The organism is Pseudoxanthomonas sp. GM95 (assembly GCF_900109775.1).
Taxonomy (GTDB): Bacteria; Pseudomonadota; Gammaproteobacteria; order Xanthomonadales; family Xanthomonadaceae; genus Pseudoxanthomonas_A.
The window spans coordinates 885,208-908,872 of the sequence record NZ_FOAX01000001.1; the positions used below are offsets into that span (position 1 = coordinate 885,208).

Below are 23,665 nucleotides of genomic sequence, written 5' to 3' on the forward strand. Positions count from 1 at the left end.
TTGTACGCGCAGGCCGCCTCCCGGCCCGCTCCAGGTGACAAGCATACTATTGCGTATGGAGCTGTCGCTTAATCCGGCAGCCCGAGCCAAATGGCGGACGCACACCGGGTCAGGTGCTGGTTCAGGGCGACAGGTGACTCAGCGCAGGACGCCAGCCAGGCCGGGCGCCGGGCTGAGCGTGCTGTGCATGTCCACGTCGAAGCTGCGCGGGCTTTCATCCAGCGGCGTGACCGCGATCTTGCCCTTGAGCGTGTAAGCCAGCATCCCGTTGCCGGCCAGCGCATTGGCCACGGCCATGCGTGCGGTGGGCGAGGGCGCCAGGTCCAGGGTCACCACGTCGGCAAAGCTGGGGCCAATGGAGAACGCGGGCTTGCTGGACAGCGTGCCGGCCGGCTGGCCATCGACGGTGACCTGGAGGTCGACCGTGTCGTACACCATCGACATGGTGCTGTAGTTCTGCAAGCGCAGCTCCACCTTCCAGTGGCCATCGGTGCCGACGCTCACCTGCTGCAGGCTGACGGCGGGCGCGGACACGCGCTTGATGTTTCCGCGGTTGCAGGCCACCAGCAACACGGTGCACAACAGGAGCAGCAACAGGCGACGCGGCATACGCAGGGTTCCGGTGTTGGCGAGGAGCGGGCGAGGATACAACGCGGTCGTTGCGCGCCTTCAGCGCAGTGTCCCGGTCACCGCCAGGTCCGACAGGTCGTAACCCAGCTGGGCTGCGCGCAGCTTGATCGCCTCGAACAGCGTGCGGTCCATGCTCGGCTCGCGCGAGAGGATCCAGAAGTATTCCCGGCCCGGTTCGCCGACCACGGCCCAGGTGTAGTCCGGGTCCAGGTCGATCACCCAGTAGTCGGCCCACACCAGTGGCAGCCAGGCCAGCCACTTGGGCGCGAAACGCACTTCCAGCTGGCCGGGATGGCCCTTGACCGGGCGCGCCTCGCCCTCGGCCACGATCTGGGCGCCGGTCTTGTCCGTGCAGGCGTTGCGCACCCCGACATGGCCATCGCCGCGCAGCGTATAGCCGGCGGTGATGTCGCCGGCGCAGTCTTCCTGGAAGCGGTTGGGCAGGTGGGCGATCTCGTGCCATTGGCCGGCGTAGCGCGAGATGTCCAGCGCCGGCACCGAGGTTACCGGTTGGGCGGCGAAAGCCGGGATGCTCAGGCCGGTCAGCATCAGCAGGCTTATGAGGAAGGGGATCGGGCGCATGTTCGATTCCATGGAACGGTCGGCCAGCGCAGCTTACGGGCAGTGGCATCCCGCTGTCGTGGAGCGCCTTTTGCATGCATCCGCCCCGTCATGCAGCAAAAAGCGCGGTTTCGCTCAGGGCCGCTGCACAGACTCGCTGTCCTGGCTGCCATTTGCACCCATGCACTGCGTCGATGGTGCAACTGTGACAGTCACACACTTCTGGAGGAGGACGGCGTCATGGACAAGGAACTGCATGCCATCGCATTGCCATGGTTCTACGAGGACGATTTCGATGCGTTTCGCGCGCTGCTGCCCGAGCGGCAGTGGCATCGCAACTACCGCGAGTGGAAGCAGGCGGCGCCCGAGGCGCGCTCGCGACTGGAGCGCCAGGGCATGAGCGTGGTGCAGGTGCCGGTGCGCACCTCGGACCTCAAGGCGTTCTGCCAGCAGCGCAATCGCCGGGTCAACACCGATGCCCTGGTCGACTACTGCAACGACTGGGCCAGCGCGTCACGCAAGGGCGCCGGGCTCAGTGCCGGCAGCGGCTATCGCCTGCGCGCCTGATCGCGAGTTGCGCGGTCAGCGGTAAGTGGGTGTGCCATCGGGCGCGATGTGTTCGATGGACTCCACCGTGCGGCGCATCCGCTCCTCCATGTCGCTCTTGGACATGGAAGGGCCGGTCGCGGGAATCGTGCGCAGCAGCGCACCGTCAGGCCCGTAGACCATCAGCACCCCGCGCATGCACTTGTTCGGCACGTCGACCAGATAGGACGTGACCACCTCGAACTCCCCGATCCTGCGTTCCAAGGGTGCCCCGTGATGGCTACCGGAAGAAGGCATCAGTATGCCGTGGCGATGCGACATTGCGTGTCATCGGACACGACAGTCATGTGCACTCGTTTCCGGTGTGATGTGAGGTAAGCCGGCGCGGGCGTTGCCGGTGTCGCGATGGGTTTGGGTCAGGCCGGATGTGCGCCTTCGCGCGGCTGCTCTGACCGCCAGACAGCAAAAAGGCCTGCATCGCTGCAAGCCTTTTCCGCGTACCGCTTTCAACTACGCCACCAAAGTGGTGGCCGGGGAGGGAATCGAACCCCCGACACAGGGATTTTCAATCCCTTGCTCTACCGACTGAGCTACCCGGCCGTTGCTGCACTTGCGGCCGAGCCGAAGCGAGGGCGGCATGATACGGACGAAGATCGATTCCGGCAAGCCACCTGTGAGATGAATGTTGTTTTTCCGGTTTCGCCCGGCGTGCAACCGGGGCGGCATCATCGGCGTATCCCTTGTTTCAGCTGCCGGAAGTCGCCGTCATGACCCGTACGACCCGATTCGTTTCCCTTGCCGCCGCGGCCGCGTTGGCGCTGCTCGGCGCCGGTTGCGCCACCAACGGGCTGACCGATGCGCAGGAGTTGGACCTGTACCGCGCCCACGCCGGCGAGCCGGTCAAGAGCTTTACCTTCTTCGGCCAGCTCAACGGCTGGGCGCCGCTGGGCGATACCGCGCTGGCGGTGTGGACCAAGCCCAGCGAGGCCTACCTGCTGGAGCTGCCGGGACGCTGCGTGGACCTGGACACCGCACCCGCCATCACCGTGACCAACCAGGGCAGCCGGGTCTACGCGAAGTTCGATGACGTGCTGGTGCTGGGCGGGCTGCACAACAGCTTCCGCATGCCTTGTCGGATCGACACGATCCGTCCGCTGGACGTCAAGGCGTTGCGACAAGCGCAGAAGTCGCTGCGTGAGGCCAAGGCGGCCGAGCGTCAGGCGGGCGCAGCGGCGCCGACAAATCACTGATCGGGATCGTCACGGCGCTTTCCGAGCTGCCGGCATCTGATCGCTCGCACACATCGACGCGTACGGAGATTCGTCATGCTGCATATGTTTTCCCGGCCCGCGCTGGCGGGCACGCTTGCCATCGCGCTTTTGTCGGGTTGCGCGACCGGTACCGGCCTCAACGACGCGCAGCGCCTGGCGCTGTATCGCGAACATGCCGGCGAGCCGCAGCGCGATTTCAGCTACGCACGCCAACTCACTGGCTGGACCGCGCTGGGTGATGACGGGCTGGCCGTGTGGACCAAGCCCAACGAGGCCTACCTGCTCGAGTTCGGCGGCGGTGGCTGCAGGGACCTGGACGCGGCCTCGACCATCCTGATCACCAATCTTCTCGGCCAAGTGTCTGCAGGCCTGGACCGTGTGCAGGTATTGAATCGTCCGTCCGGCTTCAACGTGGCGTGCCGTATCCAGACGATCCGTAAGCTGGATACCAAGGCGCTGCGCGCCTCGGAGAAGGCGTTGCGCGAAGCGCGCGTCGCCGAGCGCGATGCGGTGCCGGCGGCGGACTGAGGAGGATCAGGCCTCGTCGCCGGGCGCGACGTAGCCGGCCGGCTTATCGGTCTCGCCGCCGAACAGGAATTTGCGCAGTTCGGCTTCGAGGAAGGCGCGGTCCTTGGGCGTGCGCGGCGAAAGGCGGTTTTCGTTGATCAGCATGGTCTGCTGCGCCAGCCACGCGGCCCAGCCGGCCTTGCCGACGTTGGCGAAAATCTGCTGGCCCAGTTCGCCGGGGTAGGGGACGTAGTCCAGGCCTTCGGTTTCTTTTTTCTCGTACTGGCAGAACACGGTGCGGGGCATGTCAGGCATCCAGGAGTTTGCGGATGGGCGCAGGCAGGCCCAGCGTGGTGAGTTCGCCGGGTGTAACCCAACGAAGATCGGCATTGTCACCTACCGCATCGCGCGGCGACAGGCGGCGCCAGCGCAGCGGCTGCATGTGCAGGCGGTAATGGGTGAAGGTGTGCGGCGTTTCGGCCAGTTCGTCGGCAGCGTCGAAGTCGCCTGTCAGATGCGCCTCGAACCACGCGCGCGCTGCCGTGGTGTCGTCCGCCTGCGGCAGCGACCACAGCCCCGACCAGATGCCGGTCGGCGGGCGTCGTTGCAGCAGCACGCGGCCTTGCGCGTCGAAGGCCATCAGCATCACGGCGCTGCGCTCGGGCAGCGGCTTGCCGGGCTTCGGCGTGGGCAGGGCTTCGGTGAGGCCGTCGCGGAAGGCGACGCAGTCGGTCGAGATGGGGCACAGCAGGCAGGACGGATTGGCCCGCGTGCATAGCGTTGCGCCGAAATCCATCTGCGCCTGCGTGTAGTCGGCCAGGCGGCCTTCGGGCACGTGTTGCACGTGGTCGATCGCCAGCGCCCACAGCTGTTTCTCGATCGCCGGCAGGCCGGGCCAGCCGGCGATGCCGTGTACGCGCGACAGCACGCGCTTGACGTTGCCATCCATGATCGCGGCGCGGTCGTTCCAGGCCTGCGAGAGGATGGCGCCTGCGGTGCTGCGGCCGATGCCGGGCAGCGCGTGCAGCGCATCGAAGTCGCGCGGCATGTCGCCCTCATGCAGTTCGACGCAGCGCTTGGCTGCGGCATGCAGGTTGCGTGCGCGGGCGTAGTAGCCAAGACCGGCCCACTGCGCCATCACCTCGTCCGAGCTTGCGGAGGCCAGGTCCGGCAGCGTCGGGAACGCATGCAGGAAGCGCTCGAAGTACGGGATGACCACGCGCACCTGGGTCTGCTGCAGCATGATCTCCGACAGCCACACCCGGTACGGCGTGCGTGGATGCTGCCAGGGCAGGTCGTGACGACCGTGCTGGTCGAACCAGGTCAGAAGCTTGGTGGCGAAGGTGTCGATGGGCTGGCTGGCTCGTGCTGGCTTTTTGACCCTTCTCCCATCGGGAGAAGGTGGCGCGAAGCGTCGGATATCGATGCCGCATACCTGCGGCTGAGGTCGGGCGAAGCCCTGTGCAGGTTGGAATTACGAGAGGCTTCGCCTCGGACCCTCACCCCAACCCCTCTCCCACGGGGAGAGGGGCTTCAGGCGCCAGGCGTCAAACGGCGCCCAGCGCTTCCGGCAGCAGCGCGTCGACAAAGGCTTCGGCGTCGAACACGCGCAGGTCTTCCGGGCGCTCGCCGATGCCGGCGTAGCGGATCGGAATGCCGAACTCACGCGCCAGCGCGAACACCACGCCGCCCTTGGCGGTGCCGTCCAGCTTGGTCACCACCAGGCCGGTGACGCCGACCGCGGCATGGAACTGGCGCAGCTGTGAGAGCGCGTTCTGGCCGGTGGTGCCGTCGATGACCATCAGCACCTCGTGCGGGGCGCTTGCATCGACCTTGCCCAATACGCGGCGGATCTTGCCCAGCTCGTTCATCAGGCCGGTCTGGGTGTGCAGGCGGCCGGCAGTGTCAGCGATCAGGACCTGGGTGCCGCGCGCCTTGCCGGCCTGCAACGCGTCGAAGGCGACCGAGGCCGCATCGGCGTTTTGCCCCTGGGCCACGACGGTCACGCCGTTGCGCTCGCCCCAGGCCTGCAGCTGGGCCACGGCGGCGGCGCGGAAGGTGTCGCCGGCGGCCAGCATCAGGCTGTAGCCGTCGTCCTTGAAGCGCTTGGCCAGCTTGCCGATGGTGGTGGTCTTGCCGACGCCGTTGACGCCCACGGTCAGCACCACGAAGGGCTGGGCGTCGCGGTCGATGACCAGCGGCACGGCGACCGGCTTGAGGATGGCGATCAGCTCGGCGCGCAACGCCTGTAGCAGGGCCTGCGCATCGGCGAACTCGCGCGCCTTCATGCGCTTGCGCAGGGACTCGACCAGCGCGGTGGTCGCGCCGACGCCGACATCGGCGGTGATCAACGCGGTTTCGATTTCGTCCAGCAGGTCGTCATCGAGCTTGGGGTTGCGCGAGAACAGGCCGCCGAAACTCTTGGCGAACACGCTGCCGCGCAGGCGCTCGCGCCAGCCCGGCTTGCCGGCCGGCGCGGCCGGCTTCTCGGTGGTGGCGTAGCTGGGGGCGGGCGCCGATTCGATCACCGGGGCGGGAACCGGAGCCTGCACGGGGGGCGCCACCACAGGCGCGGCCACGACAGGTGCGGCCACGACAGGTGCGACCGCCGCCGGCTGCGGTGTTGGTGCAGGTGCGGATACGACCGGCACAGGCTGCGGTTCGGTCGCCACCGGCGTGGCCGGCACGGGCGCCGGCTCCGCGCGTTGCGGTGAGGGCGCCGGGACCACGAAGTCAGGCTGGCTGTCGTTGGCCGGGGCGAAGGTCTGGGTGTCCGGCGTCTGCGGCGGCGGTGCGGTTTCGGCCGGCAGAGCCTGGCGGGCCTGCTCGATCGCAGCAGCGGCGTCGTCGGCCTGCGGTGCGGCCGGACGTGCGTCCGGGAAGGCCGCGGCCAGCTCCTCCACGCTGTAGCGCCGGGTGCTGCCGTCCTGGCTGGACGACGCGTCCTCGGGCTTCTTGCGACGGAAAAAACTGACCATGTGCAGCCTTGGAATGGGGGCAGAAAAGAGCGGAAATGCTAACACCGGGGTCTGGAACGCCCGGTGTGGACTAAAAGGTCTGGGGTAATGCGCGGGCGGGAACTTCAGCGTCTGCGCCGAACCCTCACCCCAACCCCTCTCCCGGGGGAGAGGGGCTCAAACCAGCGCAGCTCCTCCTTGAAGTGGGGAGCCTTGGGGCCTCAGCGCGCCAGATCCAGCAGCAGCTTGTTGAGGCGGCGCACGTAGCCGGCCGGGTCCTTGAGGCTGTCGCCAGCGGCCAGCGCGGCCTGGTCGAACAGGATGTGCGAGAGGTCGCCGAAACGGTCCTCGTCGGCCTCGGCGTCCAGGCGCTCGATCAGCGGATGGGCCGGGTTGAACTCGAACACCGGCTTGGCGTCGGGCACCTTCTGGCCGCTGGCTTCCAGCAGCTGGCGCATCTGCAGGCCCATGTCGCCTTCGCCGATGGCCAGGATCGCCGGCGAATCGGTCAGGCGGTGCGACACGCGCACCTCGGAGACGTCCTCGCCCAGCGCATCCTTCAGGCGCGCGACCAGCTTTTCCTTGTCCTTGGCCGCTTCGGTCTGCGCCTTCTTGTCGTCCTCGGTTTCCAGTGCGCCCAGGTCCAGGTCGCCGCGGGCCACATCGACGAAGGACTTGCCGTCGAACTCGGTCAGGTACTGCATCAGCCACTCATCGATGCGGTCGGTGAGCAGCAGCACCTCGATGCCCTTCTTGCGGAACACCTCCAGATGCGGGCTGTCCTTGACCTGCGCGTAGCTCTCGCCGGTGAGGTAGTACAGCTTGTCCTGGCCTTCGATCATGCGCGCGACGTAATCGGCCAGGCCGACGTCCTGCGCGTCGCTGCCGGATGTGGTGGAGGCAAAGCGCAGCAGGCCGGCGATCTTCTCGCGGTTGGCGTAGTCCTCGGACGGGCCTTCCTTGAGCACCTGGCCGAATTCCTTCCAGAACGTGGCGTATTCGGCGGGCTTGTCCTTGGCCAGCTTCTCCAGCATGTCCAGCGCACGCTTGCTCAGCGCCGACTTCATCGAATCGATGACCGGGCCCTTCTGCAGGATCTCGCGCGAGACGTTGAGCGGCAGGTCGGAGGAATCCACCACGCCTTTGATGAAACGCAGGTACAGCGGCAGGAACTGATCAGCCTGGTCCATGATGTAGACGCGCTGCACGTACAGCTTCAGGCCCTTGGCTGCATCGCGGTGGTACAGGTCGAACGGCGCACGCGCAGGCGCGTACAGCAGCGAGGTGTACTCCAGCTTGCCTTCGACCTTGTTGTGGCTCCAGGCCAGCGCATCGGCGTGGTCATGGGCGATGTGCTTGTAGAACTCCTGGTATTCCTCGTCCTTCACTTCGGATTTTGAACGGGTCCACAGCGCGCTGGCGCGGTTGACGGTTTCCCACTCGGGCGCGGCCGGCGCTTCGCCTTCGGCCGGAGCGGGCACATCTTTCAGCAGCTCGACGGGCAGGGCGATGTGGTCGGAATACTTCTTGACGATGCCGCGCAGGCGCCAGCCGTCGGCGAAGCTGGCTTCGTCCTCTTTCAGGTGCAGGACGATCGTGGTGCCGCGCTGGGCCTTGTCGACGGTGGCCACTTCGAAGTCGCCTTCGCCCTTGGACGACCAGTGCACGCCCTCGGACGCCGGCAGGCCGGCGCGGCGCGAATACACGTCCACCTGGTCGGCGACGATGAAGGCGCTGTAGAAGCCCACGCCGAACTGGCCAATGAGGTTCGCGTCCTTTTTCTGGTCGCCGGACAGGTGCTTGAGGAAGTCGGCCGTGCCGGACTTGGCGATCGTGCCCAGGTGGGCGATGGCCTCGTCGCGGCTCATGCCGATGCCGTTGTCGTCGATGGTGACGGTTCTGGCGGCGGTGTCGAAGGAAATGCGGATGCGCAGGTCGCTGCCGTCGCCTTCCAGCAGGCTGGCGTCGGTCAGCGCCTCGAAGCGCAGCTTGTCGGCGGCGTCGGCGGCGTTGGACACCAGCTCGCGCAGGAAGATCTCCTTGTTGGAATACAGCGAGTGGATCATCAGCTGCAGCAGCTGCTTGACCTCGGTCTGGAAGCCCCGCGTTTCCTTGTGGGTTTCGGTCGTCATCGTGTTGCTACTCCTGCGTCGAAGGCGAAAAAGGTCGGCGCACGTGGCGCCACGGCAGCACGGGTGCGGGCCGTGGGAGCGATTTTCAAGGCGCGCGCCGCAGATCATCGGGCGCGGCGGGCTATCATCGCGGCCCGCCGAACTGCCCCGGAATGCCCGTTGCGCCAGCGTCCTGCCCCGATCCGAAGCCTGATTTACATGGCCGCACGCCGGATCGGCGCCGCATGAAAGGCAAGGCGCCGCCAGCACTCGGCCAGGTCCGCATCGTCGGCGGCCGCTGGCGCAACACGCGCTTGGCCGTGCCCACGTTGCCCGGCCTGCGTCCCAGCAGCGACCGGGTCCGCGAGACCCTGTTCAACTGGCTGACCGGCGAATTGGCCGGCGCGCGCGTGCTGGACCTGTTCGCCGGCACCGGCGCGCTGGGGCTGGAGGCGCTGTCGCGCGGCGCGGCCAGCGCGGTGCTGGTCGAGCGCGATCCCGGTCTGGCCCGCCAGCTGGGCGAGGTGGTGACAAGGTTGAAAGCCGCCGACCAGGCCAAGGTCGCCCAGGCCGATGCACTGGCCTGGCTGGAGCAGCAGCCGGCCGCCGCGTTCGACATCGCCTTCGTCGATCCGCCGTTCGCCGCCGGCCTGTGGGATGCCGTGCTGGCGCGGCTTCCACGGCTGCTGGCGCCGGGCGCGTGGCTCTACATTGAATCCCCGCACGACCAGGCGCCGGCGCTGCCGCCGGGATTCGTCCTGCACCGCGAGGGCAGCACCCGCGAGGTGCGCTACGCCTTGGCCCGCGCGTCCCAACCACCGCCCGCTGCTACACTGAACGGCGAACTTTCGACGGTACTTCCTGAATGAGCGTGTCGCCCATCCGGACCGCGGTCTATCCGGGCACCTTCGATCCGATCACCAACGGTCACCTGGACCTGATCGACCGCGCCGCGCCGTTGTTCGAGCGCATCGTCATCGGCGTGGCCGCCAGCCAGAAGAAAGGCCCGGCGCTGCCGATCGAGAAGCGCGTGGCCCTGGCCCGCGAGGCCGTCGCCCACCACAAGCACGTGGAAGTCACCGGCTTTGACAGCCTGCTGGCCGATTTCGTCCACAAGGTGGGCGGCCGGGTGCTGCTGCGCGGCCTGCGCGCGGTGTCCGACTTCGAGTACGAATTCCAGATGGCCAGCATGAACCGGCACCTGATTCCCGACGTGGAAACGCTGTTCATGACCCCGGCCGAGCAGTTCGGCTTCATCTCCTCGACCCTGGTGCGCGAGATCGCGCGCCTGGGCGGCGACGTCTCCGGCTTCGTGCCGGCCTCGGTGGCCAAGGCGCTGCAGGAAGCGCGCGACGCGGCGACCTGACTCCCGTTTTCCCCCACCACTCAACGACCTGAAAGATCCAACCGGAGGCTGCACCCATGAAGTCCACCAACCGCCTGCTCCTGGCCGCCTGCCTGGGCATGTCCATCGTGTCCCTGGCCGCCTGCAAGAAGGAAGAGGCCACCGCGCAGCCGGCCGAAGCCGCCGCCATGACCGCGCCGACGGGCACCGATGACGCCGCGTGGAAGAAGTACCTCTCCGACGTCGTGCCGCGCAACATGGGCACGATCGCCAACGCGCCGATCATGTACTACCTGCCGGCCGAGACCGATGCCGACTTCCAGGGCAAGTACGACCGTCTGGCCGAGCAGGTCGGCAACGCCGTCCAGCGCGGTGTGACCTCCGGCAACATGGTGGCCTTCGGTTCGCCGGCCAGCGCCAAGATGGGTGACCTGATCGTCGCTTCGTTCGCCAAGGCCGCACCGGGTTCGTTCAAGGGCGCACGCGTGCTGTTCGTCGGCGCCGCTGCCGACAACGACCGCATCAAGGCCGCGATCGAGCCGACCAACGCCGACTACGTGTTCGTCGAAGCCAAGTGACGCTGCGACGCGCAGCCGCTTCGCGGCTGCGCCTTTGTCGCAACGTCATCCCCGCGAAAGCGGGGATCTAGCGCCGTTGCGGTTGCCAGTAGCGCCAAGCCAAAACCCCAGCCATCACCCGGCTGGGGTTTTTGCGTTCCACCGGCCCGGCTTGCCTGCGCGCGCGGCGTTCCCCATCCTGTCCAGGTACTTTTCCCGATGTTCCCGTTCCCATGTCGCTGAAGATCAACTCCCTGTGCGTCAACTGCGACGTCTGCGAGCCGGCCTGTCCCAACCAGGCGATCTCGATGGGCGAAGACATTTATGTCATCGATCCGGCACGTTGCACCGAATGTGTCGGCCACTATGACGAAGCGCAATGTGTGGTCGTCTGTCCAGTTGAGTGCATCGACCCGGACCCGGCGTATCCTGAGAGCCGGGAGGACCTGCTGGCCAAGCTCCAGCGCCTGCAGGGCGGTTGAAGCCGCCCGGCCCTTATCTTGGAGAGTGCGTGAAATTTTTTAGCGTGATTGCCGTCGCCCTGACGGTTGTTCTACCGGCCGCTGCCAGTGCGCAGCAGGCGTCCACCGCGGCCCCGGCCGCGCATCCGCCCGGCGCGGCCATCGCCTCCGGGCACAAGCTGGCCACCGAGGCCGGCCTGCAGATCATCCGCGAAGGCGGCAATGCGTTCGACGCCGCGGTCGCGGTGTCCTCCACGCTGGGCGTGGTCGAGCCGATCAGCTCGGGCCTGGGCGGCGGCGGGTTCTTCCTGCTGCACGATGCCAAGACCGGCAAGGACGTGATGCTGGACGCGCGCGAGTACGCGCCCGAATCGGCCTCGCCCGACAAATACCTGGACAAGGACGGCAAGCTGGACCCGGCCAAGTCGATCAACGGCCCGTGGTCGGCCGGCATTCCCGGCCTGCCGGCCGCGCTGGTGGAGCTGGCGACCAAGCACGGCAAGCTGCCGCTCAAGCAGTCGCTGGCCCCGGCGATCAAGATCGCCACCGAGGGCTTCCCGGTCTATGACCGCATGTCCAAGGGCTACGCCCAGCGGGCGAGCGAGATGGAGAAGTACCCGGGTACGCGCGAGGTCTACCTGCGCAACGGCAAGCCGATCCAGACCGGCGACCTGTTCAAGCAGCCCGAGCTGGCCCACACCCTGACCCTGCTGGCTGAGAAGGGCCGCGACGGCTTCTACAAGGGTGCCACCGCCAAGAAGCTGCTGGCTGGCGTCAAGGCCGCCGGCGGTGCGTGGACCGCCGAGGAGCTGGCCAACTACCAGGTCAAGGAACGCGCCCCGATCGAGTTCGACTACAAAGGCTGGAAGATCACCACCGTGCCGCCGCCGTCTTCCGGTGGCATCGCGCTGGCCGAGATGCTGCAGATCCTGGAAGGCTACGACCTCAAGAACATGGATCCGGTGCACCGCACGCACCTTGTGGTGGAAGCCATGCGCCGCGCCTACCGCGACCGCACCTTTTTCCTGGGCGATCCTGACTTCACCACCATTCCGCAGAAGGTGCTGCTGAGCAAGGATTACGCGCTGGGCCTGCGCTCGACCATCAACCCGGAAAAGGCCACGCCGAGCGACCTGCTGTCGGGTAATCCGACCCCGCTGGAAGACGACGAGACCACGCACTTCTCGATCATCGATGCCGAAGGCAATCGGGTCGGCGCCACCCAGACGGTCAACCTGCTGTACGGCTCGGGGCTCATCCCGAAGGGCACCGGCGTGTTGCTCAACGATGAGATGGACGACTTCGCGCTGAAGCCGGGTACGCCTAACTCCTTCGGCGTGATGGGCTACGAGGCCAACGCGCCCAAGCCGGGCAAGCGTCCGCTCAGCTCGATGTCGCCCACCTTCATGGACAGCGCCGACAAGGCCGTGGTGCTGGGCACGCCGGGCGGCAGCCGCATCATCACCATGGTGCTGCTGGGCATCCTGGGCTACGACGATGGCCTGACCGCGCAGCAGGTTGCCGCGCTGCCGCGCTATCACCACCAGTGGCTGCCGGACCTGATCGAAGCCGAAAGCGGCACCTTCGACGACGCCACCGCGCGCGGCCTGGCCGAGATGGGTCACAAGCTCAAGCTACCGGGCAACACGGCCGAAGGCGGTCGTGGTTCCAGCCACGTGTGGGGCAACCTGCAGACCGTGGAATGGGACAAGAAGACCAACACGCTCAGTGGTGGCAGCGACCCGCGCAACGAAGTGGGCGCGGCCGAAGTGCTGCCCAGCACGCCGTAAGGCAGGGCTGCCACGCAACACCGAAAAAGGCGACGCATCTGCGTCGCCTTTTTCATGGCTGGGCTTGCGCGGCGCAGGCGCGCATCATGGCGGCCTGACCTTTGGGAGGAGGCCACGCATGCAACTCTGGTCCATCACCGGCAATTCGCAGAAGCTCGATGGCGGAGCGATGTTCGGCAATGCGCCGCGCGCGCTGTGGGCGCGCTGGGCGCCGCCGGATGCGCAGAACCGCATCGACCTGGCCTGCCGCGCGCTGCTGGCCACGCCGGTCAACGGCAAGACGGTGCTGTTCGAAACCGGCATCGGCGCGTTCTTCGAACCTAAGCTGCGCGAGCGCTACGGCGTGGTCGAATCCGACCACGTGCTGCTGGACTCGCTGGCGCAGGCCGGCTTCTCGCACGAGGACATCGATGTGGTGGTGCTGAGCCACCTGCATTTCGATCACGCCGGCGGGCTGCTGGCGCCGTGGGCCGAAGGCCAGTCGCCGCGCCTGCTGTTTCCCAACGCGACCTTTGTGGTCGGCGCGCAGCATTGGGCGCGTGCCAAGGTGCCGCATCCGCGCGATCGGGCGAGTTTCATTCCCGGATTGCCGGACCTGCTGGAAGCCAGCGGCCGGCTTGAAATCGTCGAGGGCGAACATTCGCAGGCGCTGGGCGAGGCGGTGCGCTTCACCTTCAGCGATGGCCATACGCCCGGGCTGATGCTGGCCGAGATCGTCGGGCCGGTCGAAGTGGCTGATGGCGCCACGCAGGGTGGCGTGGCGTTCTGTGCCGACCTGATTCCCGGGCGCTTCTGGGTGCACGTGCCGATCACGATGGGTTACGACCGCAATGCCGAGCTGCTGATCGACGAGAAGCGCGCGTTCCTGGAGGACGCGCTGGCGCGCGAGGTGCGGCTGTTCTTCACCCACGACACCGACTGCGCGCTGGCGACGGTGACGCGTGATGAGAAGGGGCGCTTCGGGACGGCGGATGAAGTCGCTGTGCTGGTCGCGCAGCCGTTGGCCGCTTAGAAAACTGTGGGAGCCGCTTCAGTGGCGATGAGGCTTTGTCGATCAAGCCTCATCGCTGCTGAAGCAGCTCCCACATGGATGTCAGAAAAGTGCTTTAAGCCTCAGGACTTCTTGAGGCAGCTCGACATGAAGGTCTTGCGCGCGTCGCCGCTGAGCTTCTTGGTGGCCGCATCGGCGTTGCAGGTCTTCATGCGTTCCTGCGGGGTGCTGGCGGTGGCGGCCGCCGGCTTGGCGCTCAGGCAGGCCTTCTGCGCGGCCTTGTAGTCGTCGCCGGTCTTGCCCTTGTTCTTGGCCGAACACTCGGCCATGCGGGTCTGCGAACTGGACTGGGCCGCGGCGCTGAAGCTGGTGACGCTGGCCAGCACCAGGCAGACGATCAGGATCGAACGGGTCATGGCAGGACGCTCCGTAACGGATGGGTGGGGGCAGGGCGGATCCTACGCCTGCGCCCAGTGCCGTTGCATGGCAGCGATGCGACATGGGGCCCATCGCCCGTCGGAGGCCGTTGGGAAGCCCCCTCAGTGGCGATGAGGCTTTACAGGGAAGGCCTCATCGCTGCTGAAGCAGCTCCCACATTCAACAGCTCCCACAGGTAGCAGCCACTGCCAAACGCTGCAGTGCTTCAGCCCACGCGCGTGCCGAAGATCCGGTCGCCGGCATCGCCCAGGCCGGGCAGGATGTAGCCCTTCTCGTTGAGGCGCTCGTCGATGGCGGCGGTGTAGACCTCGACATCCGGGTGCGCGGCTTCGAGCGCCTTGAGCCCTTCGGGCGCGGCGACCAGGAAGATGCCCTTGATTCGCCGCGCGCCGGCGCGCTTGAGCATGTCGATGGTGGCGATCAGGGTGCCGCCGGTGGCCAGCATCGGGTCCAGGATCAGCGCGTCGCGCTCCTCCAGGCGGCCGGTCAGGCGCTCGAAGTAGGGCACCGGCTGCAGGGTTTCCTCGTCGCGCTGCAGGCCGACCACGCTCACGCGCGCAGCCGGGATCAGCGCCAGCACGCCGGGCAGCATGCCCAGGCCCGCGCGCAGGATCGGCACCAGGGTGATTTTGGCGCCGGCGATCTTCTGCACCTCCACCGGGCCGGCCCAGCCCTGCATGGTCTCGGTTTCGGTGTGCAGGTCGGCGGTGGCCTCGTAGGCCAGCAGCGTGCCCAGCTCGGTCACCAGCTCGCGGAAGCCCTTGGTGCTCAGGGATGCATCGCGCAGCAGGCCGATCTTGTGACGGACCAGGGGATGGCGGACTTCGACGGTCTTCATGGGGGTGCGATCTACGGGTGGGGATCGACAAGGATGTGCTGCGGGCGGCGGCGGCGCAAACCGCAGATCTGACGCGTCCTCGCCAGCCTGGCCGCAGGATCGCAACGAAAAAATGACCGCACTGTCAGTTTGAGCGATGTGTAACGGGGAAGAAACCTTCCGGAAATACCGTGCCGACCCATTCTTTACATGTCTGGGGAAGCTGCACCGTGTTGAATCGCCACCGCCTTGCCACTGCCGTGTCCATGACACTGGCCGTGATGGTTGCCTCGCCTGCCTTTGCTGCCGACATCGACGTCGCGGCCAACAACGTCAGCATCGCGGAAGGATCCACAGCGGCTGCCGCGGCAGCGCCGGATGCGACCACGCTGGATCGGCTGGTGGTGCGCCCGCAGCTGGAAGCGCAGGTGCGCGCGATCGACCTGAAGCGCGATTCCAACGCGATCCTCGATGCGGTCGCCGCCGATGACGTGGGCGACTATCCGGACCAGAACGTGGCCGAGTCGGTCTCGCGCCTGCCGGGCGTGAGCGTCACCCGCGACCAGGGCGAAGGCCGCTACGTGGTCGTGCGCGGCCTGGACGCGGCGCTCAACAGCGTCACCGTCGATGGCCTGTCGATCGGCACGCCGGAAAGCGACAACCGTTCCACGCCGCTGGACCTGATCCCGTCCGAATCGACCGAGCGTCTGAAGGTCGTGAAGTCGCCGACCCCGGACATGCCGGGCGATTCCATCGGCGGCGCGATCGAGATCGAATCGGCTTCGGCCTTCGATCGCGACGGCCGCAGCATCCGCGCCAAGGTCGAAGCCAACCACCAGGACCTGAGCGGCAACACCAGCCCGAAGGGCTCGTTCAACTACAGCGACCTGTTCGCCGACAACACCTTCGGCGTGGCCTTCGGCATCAACTACCAGGACCGCAAGTTCGAGTCGGACAACACCGAAGGCGAGTACGACGAACTCGACAACGGCGACATGTTCATGATCCAGCAGCAGCGCCGCAAGTATTACGTCGAGCGCAAGCGCATCGGTGCCAACCTCAACCTCGACTGGCATCCCAACGAAGACAGCAAGTACTACCTGCGCACGCTGTACAGCGACTACCAGGACGCCGAAACCCGGCAGAACACCGTCATCGATTTCGACGCCGGCGACGTGGTTGCCAATGGCGACGGCACCTACTCGGCGCCGGTGGATGATCTGGGCAAGCGCGTGCGCTATCGCACCAAGAAGCAGAACGCCGAGGCGGTGAGCTTCGGCGGCGAGAACCGCCTGCCCGATACGGTCCTCGACTACCAGGTCGGCTACAGCAAGACCGAGGAGCGCGTGAATGACGAGATGGAAGCGCGCTTCAAGCTGGCCAGCAGCGTGCGCCGCGGCCTGACCGCGACCATCGACCAGAACACCGGCATGCCGGACATCGACTTCTCCAACGACAGCTGGGAAGCCAACGACAACTACGCGTTCAACAAGTTCGTGCTGTCGCCGGGCAAGACCGACGACAAGGAATTCAGCGCCAAGGTCAACGTGCGCTTCGACGGCGAGAACTCCAGCTACAAGATGGGCCTGCTGGGCCGCTTCCGCGACCGCAACGTCGACAAGAACGAGACCGAGCTGTCCGAAGGCCCGGACATCGACCTGGCCGACTGGACCGTGTCGCCGCCTTCGCATCGCCACAACAGCCTGGGCCAGGCGCTGAGCTCCTCGGCCATGCGCGATTACTGGAACCAGTTCGGCAGCGAGTACAGCGCCGATGAAGGCGACACCGCGACCAATGCCATCGCCGCGCTGGCCGAGGACTACGCCGCCAAGGAAGACATCCTGGCCGCGTACATGATGGGCACCTGGGATATCGGTGCGCTGCGCGTGATCGCCGGCGTGCGTGCGGAAAACACCAGCTTCTCCGCCACCGGCAACAGCATCGACGTCGAAGACGACGAGACCTTCAGCGTCACCCAGATCAAGGCGCACAGCAGCTACACCAACGTCCTGCCGGGCCTGCACGTGCGCTGGGATGGCGGCGATGGCTGGGCGCTGCGCGCCGCGCTGAACAAGACCGTCTCGCGTCCGGGCTTCGGCCAGATCGCGCCGCACGCGACGATCAACAATGACGACGAAGAAGTCGAACTGGGCAATCCGAACCTGGATCCCTACGAGTCGACCAACCTGGACTTCTCGTTCGAGAAGTACCTGGGTGAGAGCGGCATCGTCTCGCTGGGCGTGTTCCGCAAGTGGATCGATGGCTACATCGTCGACACGGTGAGCAACAACAATCCGGACTACGCCGGTTACGACGTGACCAGTGCCATCAACGGCGACAAGGCCAAGGTGATGGGCGCGGAGTTCAACTACCAGCAGAACCTGGACTTCCTGCCCGCGGGCTGGAACGGCCTGCTGGTCGGCGCCAGCGGCACCTGGCTGGATACCGATTTCGATCCGGGCATTGAAGATCGCGCCAGCGACAGCTTCGACCTGCCGCGTGCTTCTAAGCACGTCTACAGCGGCTACCTGGGCTATGAGAAGGCTGGCCTGTCGGTGCGCGTGTCGGCGGTGTATCGCAGCGAGTACCTGGACGAGCTGGGTGACGGCAAGGCCTACGACATCTACGTGGCGCCCAACACCCAGCTGGACTTCGGCCTGAGCTACCAGATCACCAACAACGTCGAGCTGTACTTCGACGCGTCCAACCTGCTGGACAAGCCGCTGGAGCGTTACCAGGGCGACAGCGCGCACACCCAGCAGTACGAGGAATACGGCCGCACCTACGCCGCCGGCATCAAGGTGAAGCTGTAATGCGCGCCGCTCCGATGACGCGCGGCGCCGCCGCGCTCGGGTTGGCATGCCTGGTCCTGGCTGGCTGCAACAAGCCGGCCGAACCGGCGCCTGCGCCTTCCGCACCTGCCGCCGTAGCCACCAATGCGGACCGCGAGCCGGACGAGGCGGGCAAGGGCGATCCGATGCTGGCCACGTCCAACGTGGCCCATCAGGTGGTGGCGGAAACCTTTGTCACCGCGTCCACGCCGGAAGACAACCTGGATTCGCCGGCCAGCTGGATCACGCCCGATGGCCAGCGCTGGGTCATCACCACCGCCAAGAAGTCCGGCGAGCTGGTGGTGTTCGACGGCGACACCGGCCAGCGCCTGCGCACGGTCGGCGGCAAGGGCGCCGCGCCGGGGCAGATGGATCGTCCCAATGGCATCGCGGTGGTGGGCAATCTCGCGTTGGTGGTCGAGCGCGACAACCATCGCGTGCAGGCATTCTCGCTGCCGGACTTCAAGTCCGCGGCCGTGTTCGGCGCCGACGACCTGAAGAAGCCCTACGGCCTGTGGGCGCATGAAAAGGACGGCGGCATCGAGGTCATCGTCAGCGACAACTACATGCTGGGTGCGGATGAGGAAACCGTGCCGCCGCTGGCCGACTTGAACCAGCGTTTCCGCCGCTACCAGCTGACCAAGGCGGGCGATGCCTGGACCGCCACGCTGGCCCAGACCTTCGGCGACACCAGCGAAGCCGGTGCGATCCGCATCGCCGAATCGGTGTACGGCGATGCCGACAACGATCGCCTGATGCTGGCCGAGGAAGACATGGCCACCGGCACGCGTTTGCGCGAGTACGGCCTGGCCGATGGTCAATACCGCGGCCGCGATGTTGGCGCGGACCTGTACAAGGCCCAGGCCGAAGGCATCGCGCTGCTGGCCTGCACCGATGGCAGCGGCTACTGGATCGGCACGGACCAGTTCAAGGACCGCAGCGTGTTCCAGGTGTTCGACCGCAAGACGCTGCAGCCGGTCGGCGCGTTCGCCGGCAAGGTCACAGCCAACACCGATGGCGTGTGGATGGATGCGCACGGCGACGCGCGTTTCCCGCAGGGCGTGTTCTACGCGCTGCATGATGACCAGGCCGTGGCGGCGTTCGACTGGCGCGACATCGCCAGCGCGCTGAAGCTGCCGGAGTGCAAACGTTGATCGCGGCCGCACGGTCACGGACGACAGCCCTCACCCTGATGCTCGTCGCCGGCTTTGCCGGCGCGGGCATCGCGTCAGCCAAGGACAAGGCAGGCAAAGCAGAGCCCAACACCCAGGTGCCGATGGGTAGCACGCACTATGCGGCCACCGGATTTCCGGACCGCATCGTCGCTTCGCCGGGGCAGGATGCGGCGACGGCGTTCGCCGTGGCCTGGCGCACCGACGCCAGCGTCTCGCAGCCGGTGCTGGAGCTGGTGTTGGCCGGCGATTCGCCCGATGTCGGCACGCCGCGCGTGCTGCGTGCGACGACCACGCCGTTGCAGAGCGAAAACGGTGTCTCGCACCACCATCGCGTGGACGTCGATGGCCTCAAGCCCGATACGTTGTATGCCTACCGCGTGCAGGGCAAGGACACCTGGGGGGCGTGGAATCACTTCCGCACCGCCGCCAGTGCCGATACGCCGCTGACCCTGCTGTACTTCGGCGATACGCAGAACAAGAACTTGAGCCTGGTTTCGCGCGTGATCCGCCAGGCCTGGCGCACCACGCCCGATGCGCGTCTTGCGTTGTTTGCCGGTGACCTGGTCAGCGGTGGCGATGGCCAGGACGACAGCGAGTGGGCCGAGTGGTTCGAAGCGGGCAACTGGATGCTGCAGGGCACGGCGATCGCGCCGGCGCCGGGCAACCACGAGTACCGCGAGGAGTTCGAGGACACCCCGCAGGAACACCGCGTGCTGGGCAACCATTGGCCAGTGACCTTCGCCCTGCCGAAGAACGGCCCGTCGGAAACGGCCAAGACCACCTACTGGTTCGATTACCAGAACGTGCGCGTGGCGGTGATCGACGGCACATCGGCACTGGACCTGGGTACCGGTGAAGCGCAAGCGAAGTGGCTGGACAAGGTGCTGTCGGAGAACACGCGGCCGTGGTCGATCGTGCTGATCCATCAGCCGTTCTATTCGCCGCGCGCCGAGCGCGACAACGTCAAGCTGGTCGAGCAGGTGCTGCCGGTGATCCGCAAGCACAAGGTCGATCTGGTGCTGCAGGGCCACGACCACACCTACGGCCGTCGCGGCGATGCCGACAACACCATCACCCCGGTGTTCATCGTCTCGGTCGCGGGGCCGAAGCAATACCGCCTGTCCGACTACGCGCGCAAGACCATGAAGCCGGTCGGCGAGGACACCCAGCTCTACCAGGTGCTGCACCTGGACGCGCAAAAACTGACCTACGAATCGCGCACCGCCACCGGCCGCCTGTACGACAAGTTCGACCTGGTCCGCGACGCCAATGGCGACAAGCGCGTGGTCGAACACGCCGAAGGCCGTATCGCCCCGCGCGATTGCGCGCGGTCGGTCTCGCCCAAGGGGCGCGAGGACCGCTGCTGGGAATGAGGTGATGGGCTTGGGGCGAGTGCCCCGGGCCCGAACTTCTCGCGTTGTTGTGGGGGCCGCTTCAGCGGCGATGAGGCTTTCAGGTTTGAGGTAAAGCCCCATCGCCGCTGATGGCCCGAGGCCACGTCGAGCGGCTCCCACACCATCCCTTCGCTTCGCAACACCACTGTCTCCAAATTCGCTCCAAAGGAACCGCCATGCGCCTCCGTTTTGCCTTCTGCGCCGCCCTGGCGCTTGCCGCCGCACCAACCCTGGTCGGCGCCGCCGACTTCATCCGCAACCCGCTGCACGCGCCGCAGCCCAAGAAATCGCCGGAAGAAGCCACCGTGCTGGTCGAAATCCCGGCCGGCAGCTTCACCAAGTACGAGACCAATGAGGACGGCCTGATCTTCGTCGACCGCTTCCAGTCAATGCCGGTCGCGTACCCGGCCAACTACGGCTCGATGCCCAGCACCCTGGCCGGCGACGGCGATCCGCTGGACGCGCTGGTGCTGACCCGCGAGCCGCTGCATCCGGGCGTGCTGATCAACTTCCGCCCGATCGGCGTGCTGCGCATGATCGACAAGGGCGAGCACGACGAGAAGATCATCGGCGTGCCGACCGACAAGATCGACCCGACCTACGCCAATATCCGCGCCCTGGCCGACCTGCCGGAAATCGAGAAGCAGCGCATCGAGGCGTTCTTCCGCATCTACAAGGACCTGCCAGCCGGGCGCAACACCGTCGAGTTGAACGGCTGGGGCGATGCGGCCGAGGCCAAGGCCCTGATCGGCACGGCGGTCTCGCGCTTCGGCGCCAAGAAGGCGCCCTGAGGCGCTAAATCGGCGGCCGGTATGTGACGTGCATCACGTTGATTGCGGTGGGAGGACGACACTCCCGCCGCCATGGACGCTTTGATGATTCCCGCCGTGTTCCACCTCACCGCCCCGACCAAGCAACTGCAATGGGAAGAACGCCGGGTGCGCGCGCGCCTGCACCGGCTGCTGCATGGCTGGGAAGGCTTTCTCTGGGATGATGCGGACAACGCCGCGCTGATCCGCTCGACCTTCCCGCAGTTCGCCGACCGCTACGACGCCATCCAGTTCGGCGTGCTCAAGGCCGATATCGCCCGTTGCGCCTATCTGCACGCATACGGCGGGTTCTATTTCGACACCGACTACAAGCTGCTGCGCAACCTGGACCGCACGCTGCTGGTCCAGCCTTGCGTGCTGCCGGTGGAGGAGGGGCGCCCGGGCAGCGCCGATTTCAAGATCGGCAATGCGGTGCTGGGCTCGGAAGCCGGGCATCCGTTCTGGGGCGACTTCATCGAGCACGTGTTCACCCAGCACGCACCGGAAACGCTGACCGATCACCGGCGCATCCCGCATGTGTCCGGGCCCTCGGGCATGACCGATTTCTACCTGGCCAATGCCTGGCGCTATCGCGACCTGCATTTCCCGCCGCGCGATCATTTCCACCCGGACCGGACCTGGTTCGGGCTGGGTCATCTGGGCGGCAAGGAGGCGGTGGGTTCGCACCTGTGCTGGGCCTCGTGGCGTGGCAAGACACCGCGCCGGGCGGTCACCAACTTCCTGCGTCGCAAGCTGACGGCTGCGCCGATCTGAGTCACACCGCATCGCGGCAAAAAGAAGGCCCGCTTGCGCGGGCCTTTCGCATTCCGTTGCGACGTTCGGATCAGGCCGCGGCGGCCTGGGCCTGGCGCGGACCTTCGCGCAGGGCCTGGCCGACCATCGACACCAGCAGGTCCAGCTCGGCCTCGTCCAGGTTGAAGTGCGGGGTGAAGCGCAGCGAGTTGGCGCCGCCGTGGATCACGTTGAGGCCGCGCTCGCGCAGCCATTCCTCGGTCGAGCCGGCGCCATAGCACTTGAACTGCGGCGCCAGTTCGCACGAGAACAGCAGGCCGGTGCCCTGCACGTTGGTGATCAGGCCGCCGAGTTCGCTCTTGAGCTTTTCCAGCTTGGCCACGGCCTGCGCGCCACGGGTGCGGATGTTGGCGCGCACGGCCGGAGTGAGCAGGGCCAGGGTGGCGCAGGCCACGTCCAGTGCACGCGGGTTGCTGGTCATGGTGTTGCCGTAGATGCCCTTGCGGTACAGCTGTGCGGCGTGATCGGTCACGGCCAGCACCGACAGCGGGTACTGGGCGGCGTTGAGCGCCTTGGAATAGGTCTCCATGTCCGGCGCGTCCAGGCCTTCGAAGCCCGGGTAATCGACCACCGACAGCACGCCGTGCGCGCGCAGGCCGGCCTGGATGGAGTCGACCAGCAGCAGGCTGCCGTGGGCGCGGGTGAGTTCGCGCGCGGCGGCGTAGAAGGCCGGAGGCAGCGAGCGGCCCGGGTCGCCTTCGCCCATGACCGGCTCCAGGAAGATCGCCTCGATGAACCAGCCCTTGTCTTGCGCATCGGCGAAGACCTTGCGCAGCGCGGCCTCGTCGTACGGGGCCACGGCGATCACCGAATCCTCGCCGCGGTAGCTGGCCAGATGCTGCTGGTAGGCCTTGCGCGAGGAGTCCGAATACAGGCCCGGACGGTCGGTGCGGCCGTGGAAGCTGCCCTTGACCACCACGCGCTTGATCGTGCGGCCTGCATGGCGCGCGCCCGGGTCGGTCATCAGCTTGGTGTTGACGTCGGCGATGCGCGTGGCCAGGCCGACCGACTCGGAGCCGGAGTTCAGGCACAGGAATTTGGTGAACGGGCAGCCGCCACGCGTGTGGCCGATCTCGGCGCGCAGGACGCGCTCGAAGCGCAGCTGCGACAGGCTGGGGGTCATGATGTTGGCCATCGCCTGCGGCTTGGCCATCGCTTCCAGCACTGACTGCGGCGTGTGGCCGAAGCCGATCATCCCGTAGCCGCCGGCGTCGAACAGCACCGCGCCCTTCAGCGTCACCAGCCACGGGCCGCAGGCGGCCAGGGCGACGTAGGGGTTGATGGCGTCATCGGCGTAGAAGTTGACGTAGCCGGCCTGCAGCGCGTGCACCTGCTGGGCTTCGTCCAGGTCCAGCAGCTCGGCAAATTCGGCCTGCAGTTCGGCGAACTGCGCCGAAGCCGCGGCGATGGCCTGGACCAGGTCCGGATGGCCGACGGCCAGGCGCGTGACGGTGGCATCGTCCAGGCCGGTGGTCTGGCGGGCGCCGGCGCGGGCGCGCAGCGGGGCGAGGGGGGCGGTCACGGACATGGCGGTCTCCTTCGAAAAAACAACGGGCATTGGGCTGGCACGCACGGTGGCGGCGACGCCACGGAACGCCGGGCGCAGCCCATTATCGGGAAAGCGACTCGTCGTTTGGCAGGGCCGATCCGCTCAATCGCAT

Annotated in this window: 24 protein-coding genes and 1 tRNA gene; 14 read left to right on the top strand and 11 right to left on the bottom strand. The window is 66.9% G+C overall.

The genetic code is table 11. From position 1 onward, the window contains the following. Nucleotides 1–138 precede the first annotated feature (138 nt). Nucleotides 139–609: an LEA/WHy family protein gene (locus BMZ17_RS04220; protein WP_093136373.1), complete on the bottom strand. Its 471-nt coding sequence runs from the start codon at nt 607–609 to the stop codon at nt 139–141. A 60-nt stretch (nt 610–669) separates the two neighbouring features. Then, the gene (locus tag BMZ17_RS04225; protein WP_093138028.1) at nt 670–1,212 is read right to left on the bottom strand and encodes a lipocalin family protein; all 543 of its coding nucleotides are present in this window, start codon (nt 1,210–1,212) and stop codon (nt 670–672) included. A 219-nt stretch (nt 1,213–1,431) separates the two neighbouring features. Here BMZ17_RS04225 and BMZ17_RS04230 point away from each other — a divergent pair, with 219 nt between their 5' ends. Then, nucleotides 1,432–1,758, top strand: a complete 327-nt coding sequence (locus BMZ17_RS04230) for a hypothetical protein (protein WP_093136376.1) — start codon at nt 1,432–1,434, stop codon at nt 1,756–1,758. Between the two features lie 15 nt (nt 1,759–1,773). Here BMZ17_RS04230 and BMZ17_RS04235 read toward each other — a convergent pair whose 3' ends face one another. Continuing rightward, complete coding sequence (locus tag BMZ17_RS04235; RefSeq protein ID WP_093136379.1) at nt 1,774–2,001, bottom strand: hypothetical protein; 228 nt, start codon at nt 1,999–2,001, stop codon at nt 1,774–1,776. 260 nt (nt 2,002–2,261) lie between these two features. Then, nucleotides 2,262–2,337, bottom strand: a tRNA-Phe gene (locus BMZ17_RS04240). 167 nt (nt 2,338–2,504) lie between these two features. On the opposite strand from BMZ17_RS04240, the gene BMZ17_RS04245 reads away from it, so the two are divergent. Further along, nucleotides 2,505–2,987: a DUF6491 family protein gene (locus BMZ17_RS04245; protein WP_093138029.1), complete on the top strand. Its 483-nt coding sequence runs from the start codon at nt 2,505–2,507 to the stop codon at nt 2,985–2,987. A 75-nt stretch (nt 2,988–3,062) separates the two neighbouring features. Next, nucleotides 3,063–3,536 (top strand): DUF6491 family protein, encoded by a 474-nt coding sequence (locus tag BMZ17_RS04250; RefSeq protein ID WP_254775180.1) that lies wholly within the window; start codon nt 3,063–3,065, stop codon nt 3,534–3,536. A gap of 6 nt (nt 3,537–3,542) precedes the next feature. Here the strand turns inward: BMZ17_RS04250 and BMZ17_RS04255 are convergent, their stop codons facing one another. The 4 genes from BMZ17_RS04255 to htpG form a co-directional block, all read right to left on the bottom strand. Further along, the gene (locus BMZ17_RS04255) at nt 3,543–3,821 is read right to left on the bottom strand and encodes an oxidative damage protection protein (protein WP_093136382.1); all 279 of its coding nucleotides are present in this window, start codon (nt 3,819–3,821) and stop codon (nt 3,543–3,545) included. A 1-nt stretch (nt 3,822) separates the two neighbouring features. Continuing rightward, nucleotides 3,823–4,866: an A/G-specific adenine glycosylase gene (mutY, locus tag BMZ17_RS04260; protein WP_093136386.1), complete on the bottom strand. Its 1,044-nt coding sequence runs from the start codon at nt 4,864–4,866 to the stop codon at nt 3,823–3,825. A 196-nt stretch (nt 4,867–5,062) separates the two neighbouring features. After that, nucleotides 5,063–6,493, bottom strand: a complete 1,431-nt coding sequence (ftsY, locus tag BMZ17_RS04265; protein ID WP_093136391.1) for a signal recognition particle-docking protein FtsY — start codon at nt 6,491–6,493, stop codon at nt 5,063–5,065. 200 nt (nt 6,494–6,693) lie between these two features. Beyond that, complete coding sequence (htpG, locus tag BMZ17_RS04270; RefSeq protein WP_093136394.1) at nt 6,694–8,604, bottom strand: molecular chaperone HtpG; 1,911 nt, start codon at nt 8,602–8,604, stop codon at nt 6,694–6,696. Between the two features lie 224 nt (nt 8,605–8,828). Between htpG and rsmD the strand changes: the two genes are divergently transcribed. From rsmD to BMZ17_RS04300, 6 genes are all read left to right on the top strand, one after another. Then, on the top strand, nt 8,829–9,452 hold the full coding sequence (rsmD, locus tag BMZ17_RS04275) for a 16S rRNA (guanine(966)-N(2))-methyltransferase RsmD (protein ID WP_093136397.1): 624 nt from the start codon (nt 8,829–8,831) through the stop codon (nt 9,450–9,452). Continuing rightward, on the top strand, nt 9,449–9,949 hold the full coding sequence (gene coaD, locus BMZ17_RS04280) for a pantetheine-phosphate adenylyltransferase (RefSeq protein ID WP_093136401.1): 501 nt from the start codon (nt 9,449–9,451) through the stop codon (nt 9,947–9,949). The genes rsmD and coaD overlap by 4 nt, the downstream gene beginning before the upstream one ends. A 56-nt stretch (nt 9,950–10,005) precedes the next feature. Then, the gene (locus tag BMZ17_RS04285; protein WP_093136405.1) at nt 10,006–10,506 is read left to right on the top strand and encodes a hypothetical protein; all 501 of its coding nucleotides are present in this window, start codon (nt 10,006–10,008) and stop codon (nt 10,504–10,506) included. Nucleotides 10,507–10,718: 212 nt separating this feature from the next. Beyond that, nucleotides 10,719–10,967, top strand: coding sequence for a YfhL family 4Fe-4S dicluster ferredoxin (locus tag BMZ17_RS04290; RefSeq protein WP_093136419.1), 249 nt, complete (start codon nt 10,719–10,721; stop codon nt 10,965–10,967). A 44-nt stretch (nt 10,968–11,011) separates the two neighbouring features. Next, nucleotides 11,012–12,736 carry a gamma-glutamyltransferase gene (ggt, locus tag BMZ17_RS04295; RefSeq protein ID WP_254775232.1) on the top strand — a complete coding sequence of 575 codons (1,725 nt, stop codon included), beginning with the start codon at nt 11,012–11,014 and terminating at the stop codon, nt 12,734–12,736. A 118-nt stretch (nt 12,737–12,854) separates the two neighbouring features. Further along, complete coding sequence (locus BMZ17_RS04300) at nt 12,855–13,748, top strand: MBL fold metallo-hydrolase (protein WP_093136423.1); 894 nt, start codon at nt 12,855–12,857, stop codon at nt 13,746–13,748. Nucleotides 13,749–13,849: 101 nt separating this feature from the next. Here the strand turns inward: BMZ17_RS04300 and BMZ17_RS04305 are convergent, their stop codons facing one another. Both BMZ17_RS04305 and upp read right to left on the bottom strand, forming a co-directional pair. After that, on the bottom strand, nt 13,850–14,143 hold the full coding sequence (locus BMZ17_RS04305) for a PsiF family protein (protein ID WP_093136426.1): 294 nt from the start codon (nt 14,141–14,143) through the stop codon (nt 13,850–13,852). 227 nt (nt 14,144–14,370) lie between these two features. After that, a complete protein-coding gene (gene upp, locus BMZ17_RS04310) occupies nt 14,371–15,003 on the bottom strand; it encodes a uracil phosphoribosyltransferase (protein WP_093136429.1) in 633 nt (210 codons plus the stop codon). 209 nt (nt 15,004–15,212) lie between these two features. Here upp and BMZ17_RS04315 point away from each other — a divergent pair, with 209 nt between their 5' ends. The 5 genes from BMZ17_RS04315 (at nt 15,213) to BMZ17_RS04335 (ending at nt 21,965) form a co-directional block, all read left to right on the top strand. Further along, complete coding sequence (locus BMZ17_RS04315; protein ID WP_175485472.1) at nt 15,213–17,795, top strand: TonB-dependent receptor; 2,583 nt, start codon at nt 15,213–15,215, stop codon at nt 17,793–17,795. Further along, nucleotides 17,795–18,967 carry a phytase gene (locus tag BMZ17_RS04320; RefSeq protein ID WP_254775181.1) on the top strand — a complete coding sequence of 391 codons (1,173 nt, stop codon included), beginning with the start codon at nt 17,795–17,797 and terminating at the stop codon, nt 18,965–18,967. The genes BMZ17_RS04315 and BMZ17_RS04320 overlap by 1 nt, the downstream gene beginning before the upstream one ends. A gap of 38 nt (nt 18,968–19,005) precedes the next feature. Beyond that, entirely contained in the window at nt 19,006–20,361 is a 1,356-nt protein-coding gene (locus BMZ17_RS04325; RefSeq protein ID WP_093136438.1) for a purple acid phosphatase family protein, read from the top strand. A gap of 197 nt (nt 20,362–20,558) precedes the next feature. Further along, a complete protein-coding gene (locus BMZ17_RS04330) occupies nt 20,559–21,173 on the top strand; it encodes an inorganic diphosphatase (RefSeq protein WP_093136441.1) in 615 nt (204 codons plus the stop codon). An 84-nt stretch (nt 21,174–21,257) separates the two neighbouring features. Then, the gene (locus tag BMZ17_RS04335) at nt 21,258–21,965 is read left to right on the top strand and encodes a glycosyltransferase family 32 protein (RefSeq protein WP_093138032.1); all 708 of its coding nucleotides are present in this window, start codon (nt 21,258–21,260) and stop codon (nt 21,963–21,965) included. Between the two features lie 70 nt (nt 21,966–22,035). Here the strand turns inward: BMZ17_RS04335 and BMZ17_RS04340 are convergent, their stop codons facing one another. After that, entirely contained in the window at nt 22,036–23,532 is a 1,497-nt protein-coding gene (locus BMZ17_RS04340) for an aminotransferase class III-fold pyridoxal phosphate-dependent enzyme (RefSeq protein ID WP_093136443.1), read from the bottom strand. Nucleotides 23,533–23,665: the final 133 nt, after the last annotated feature.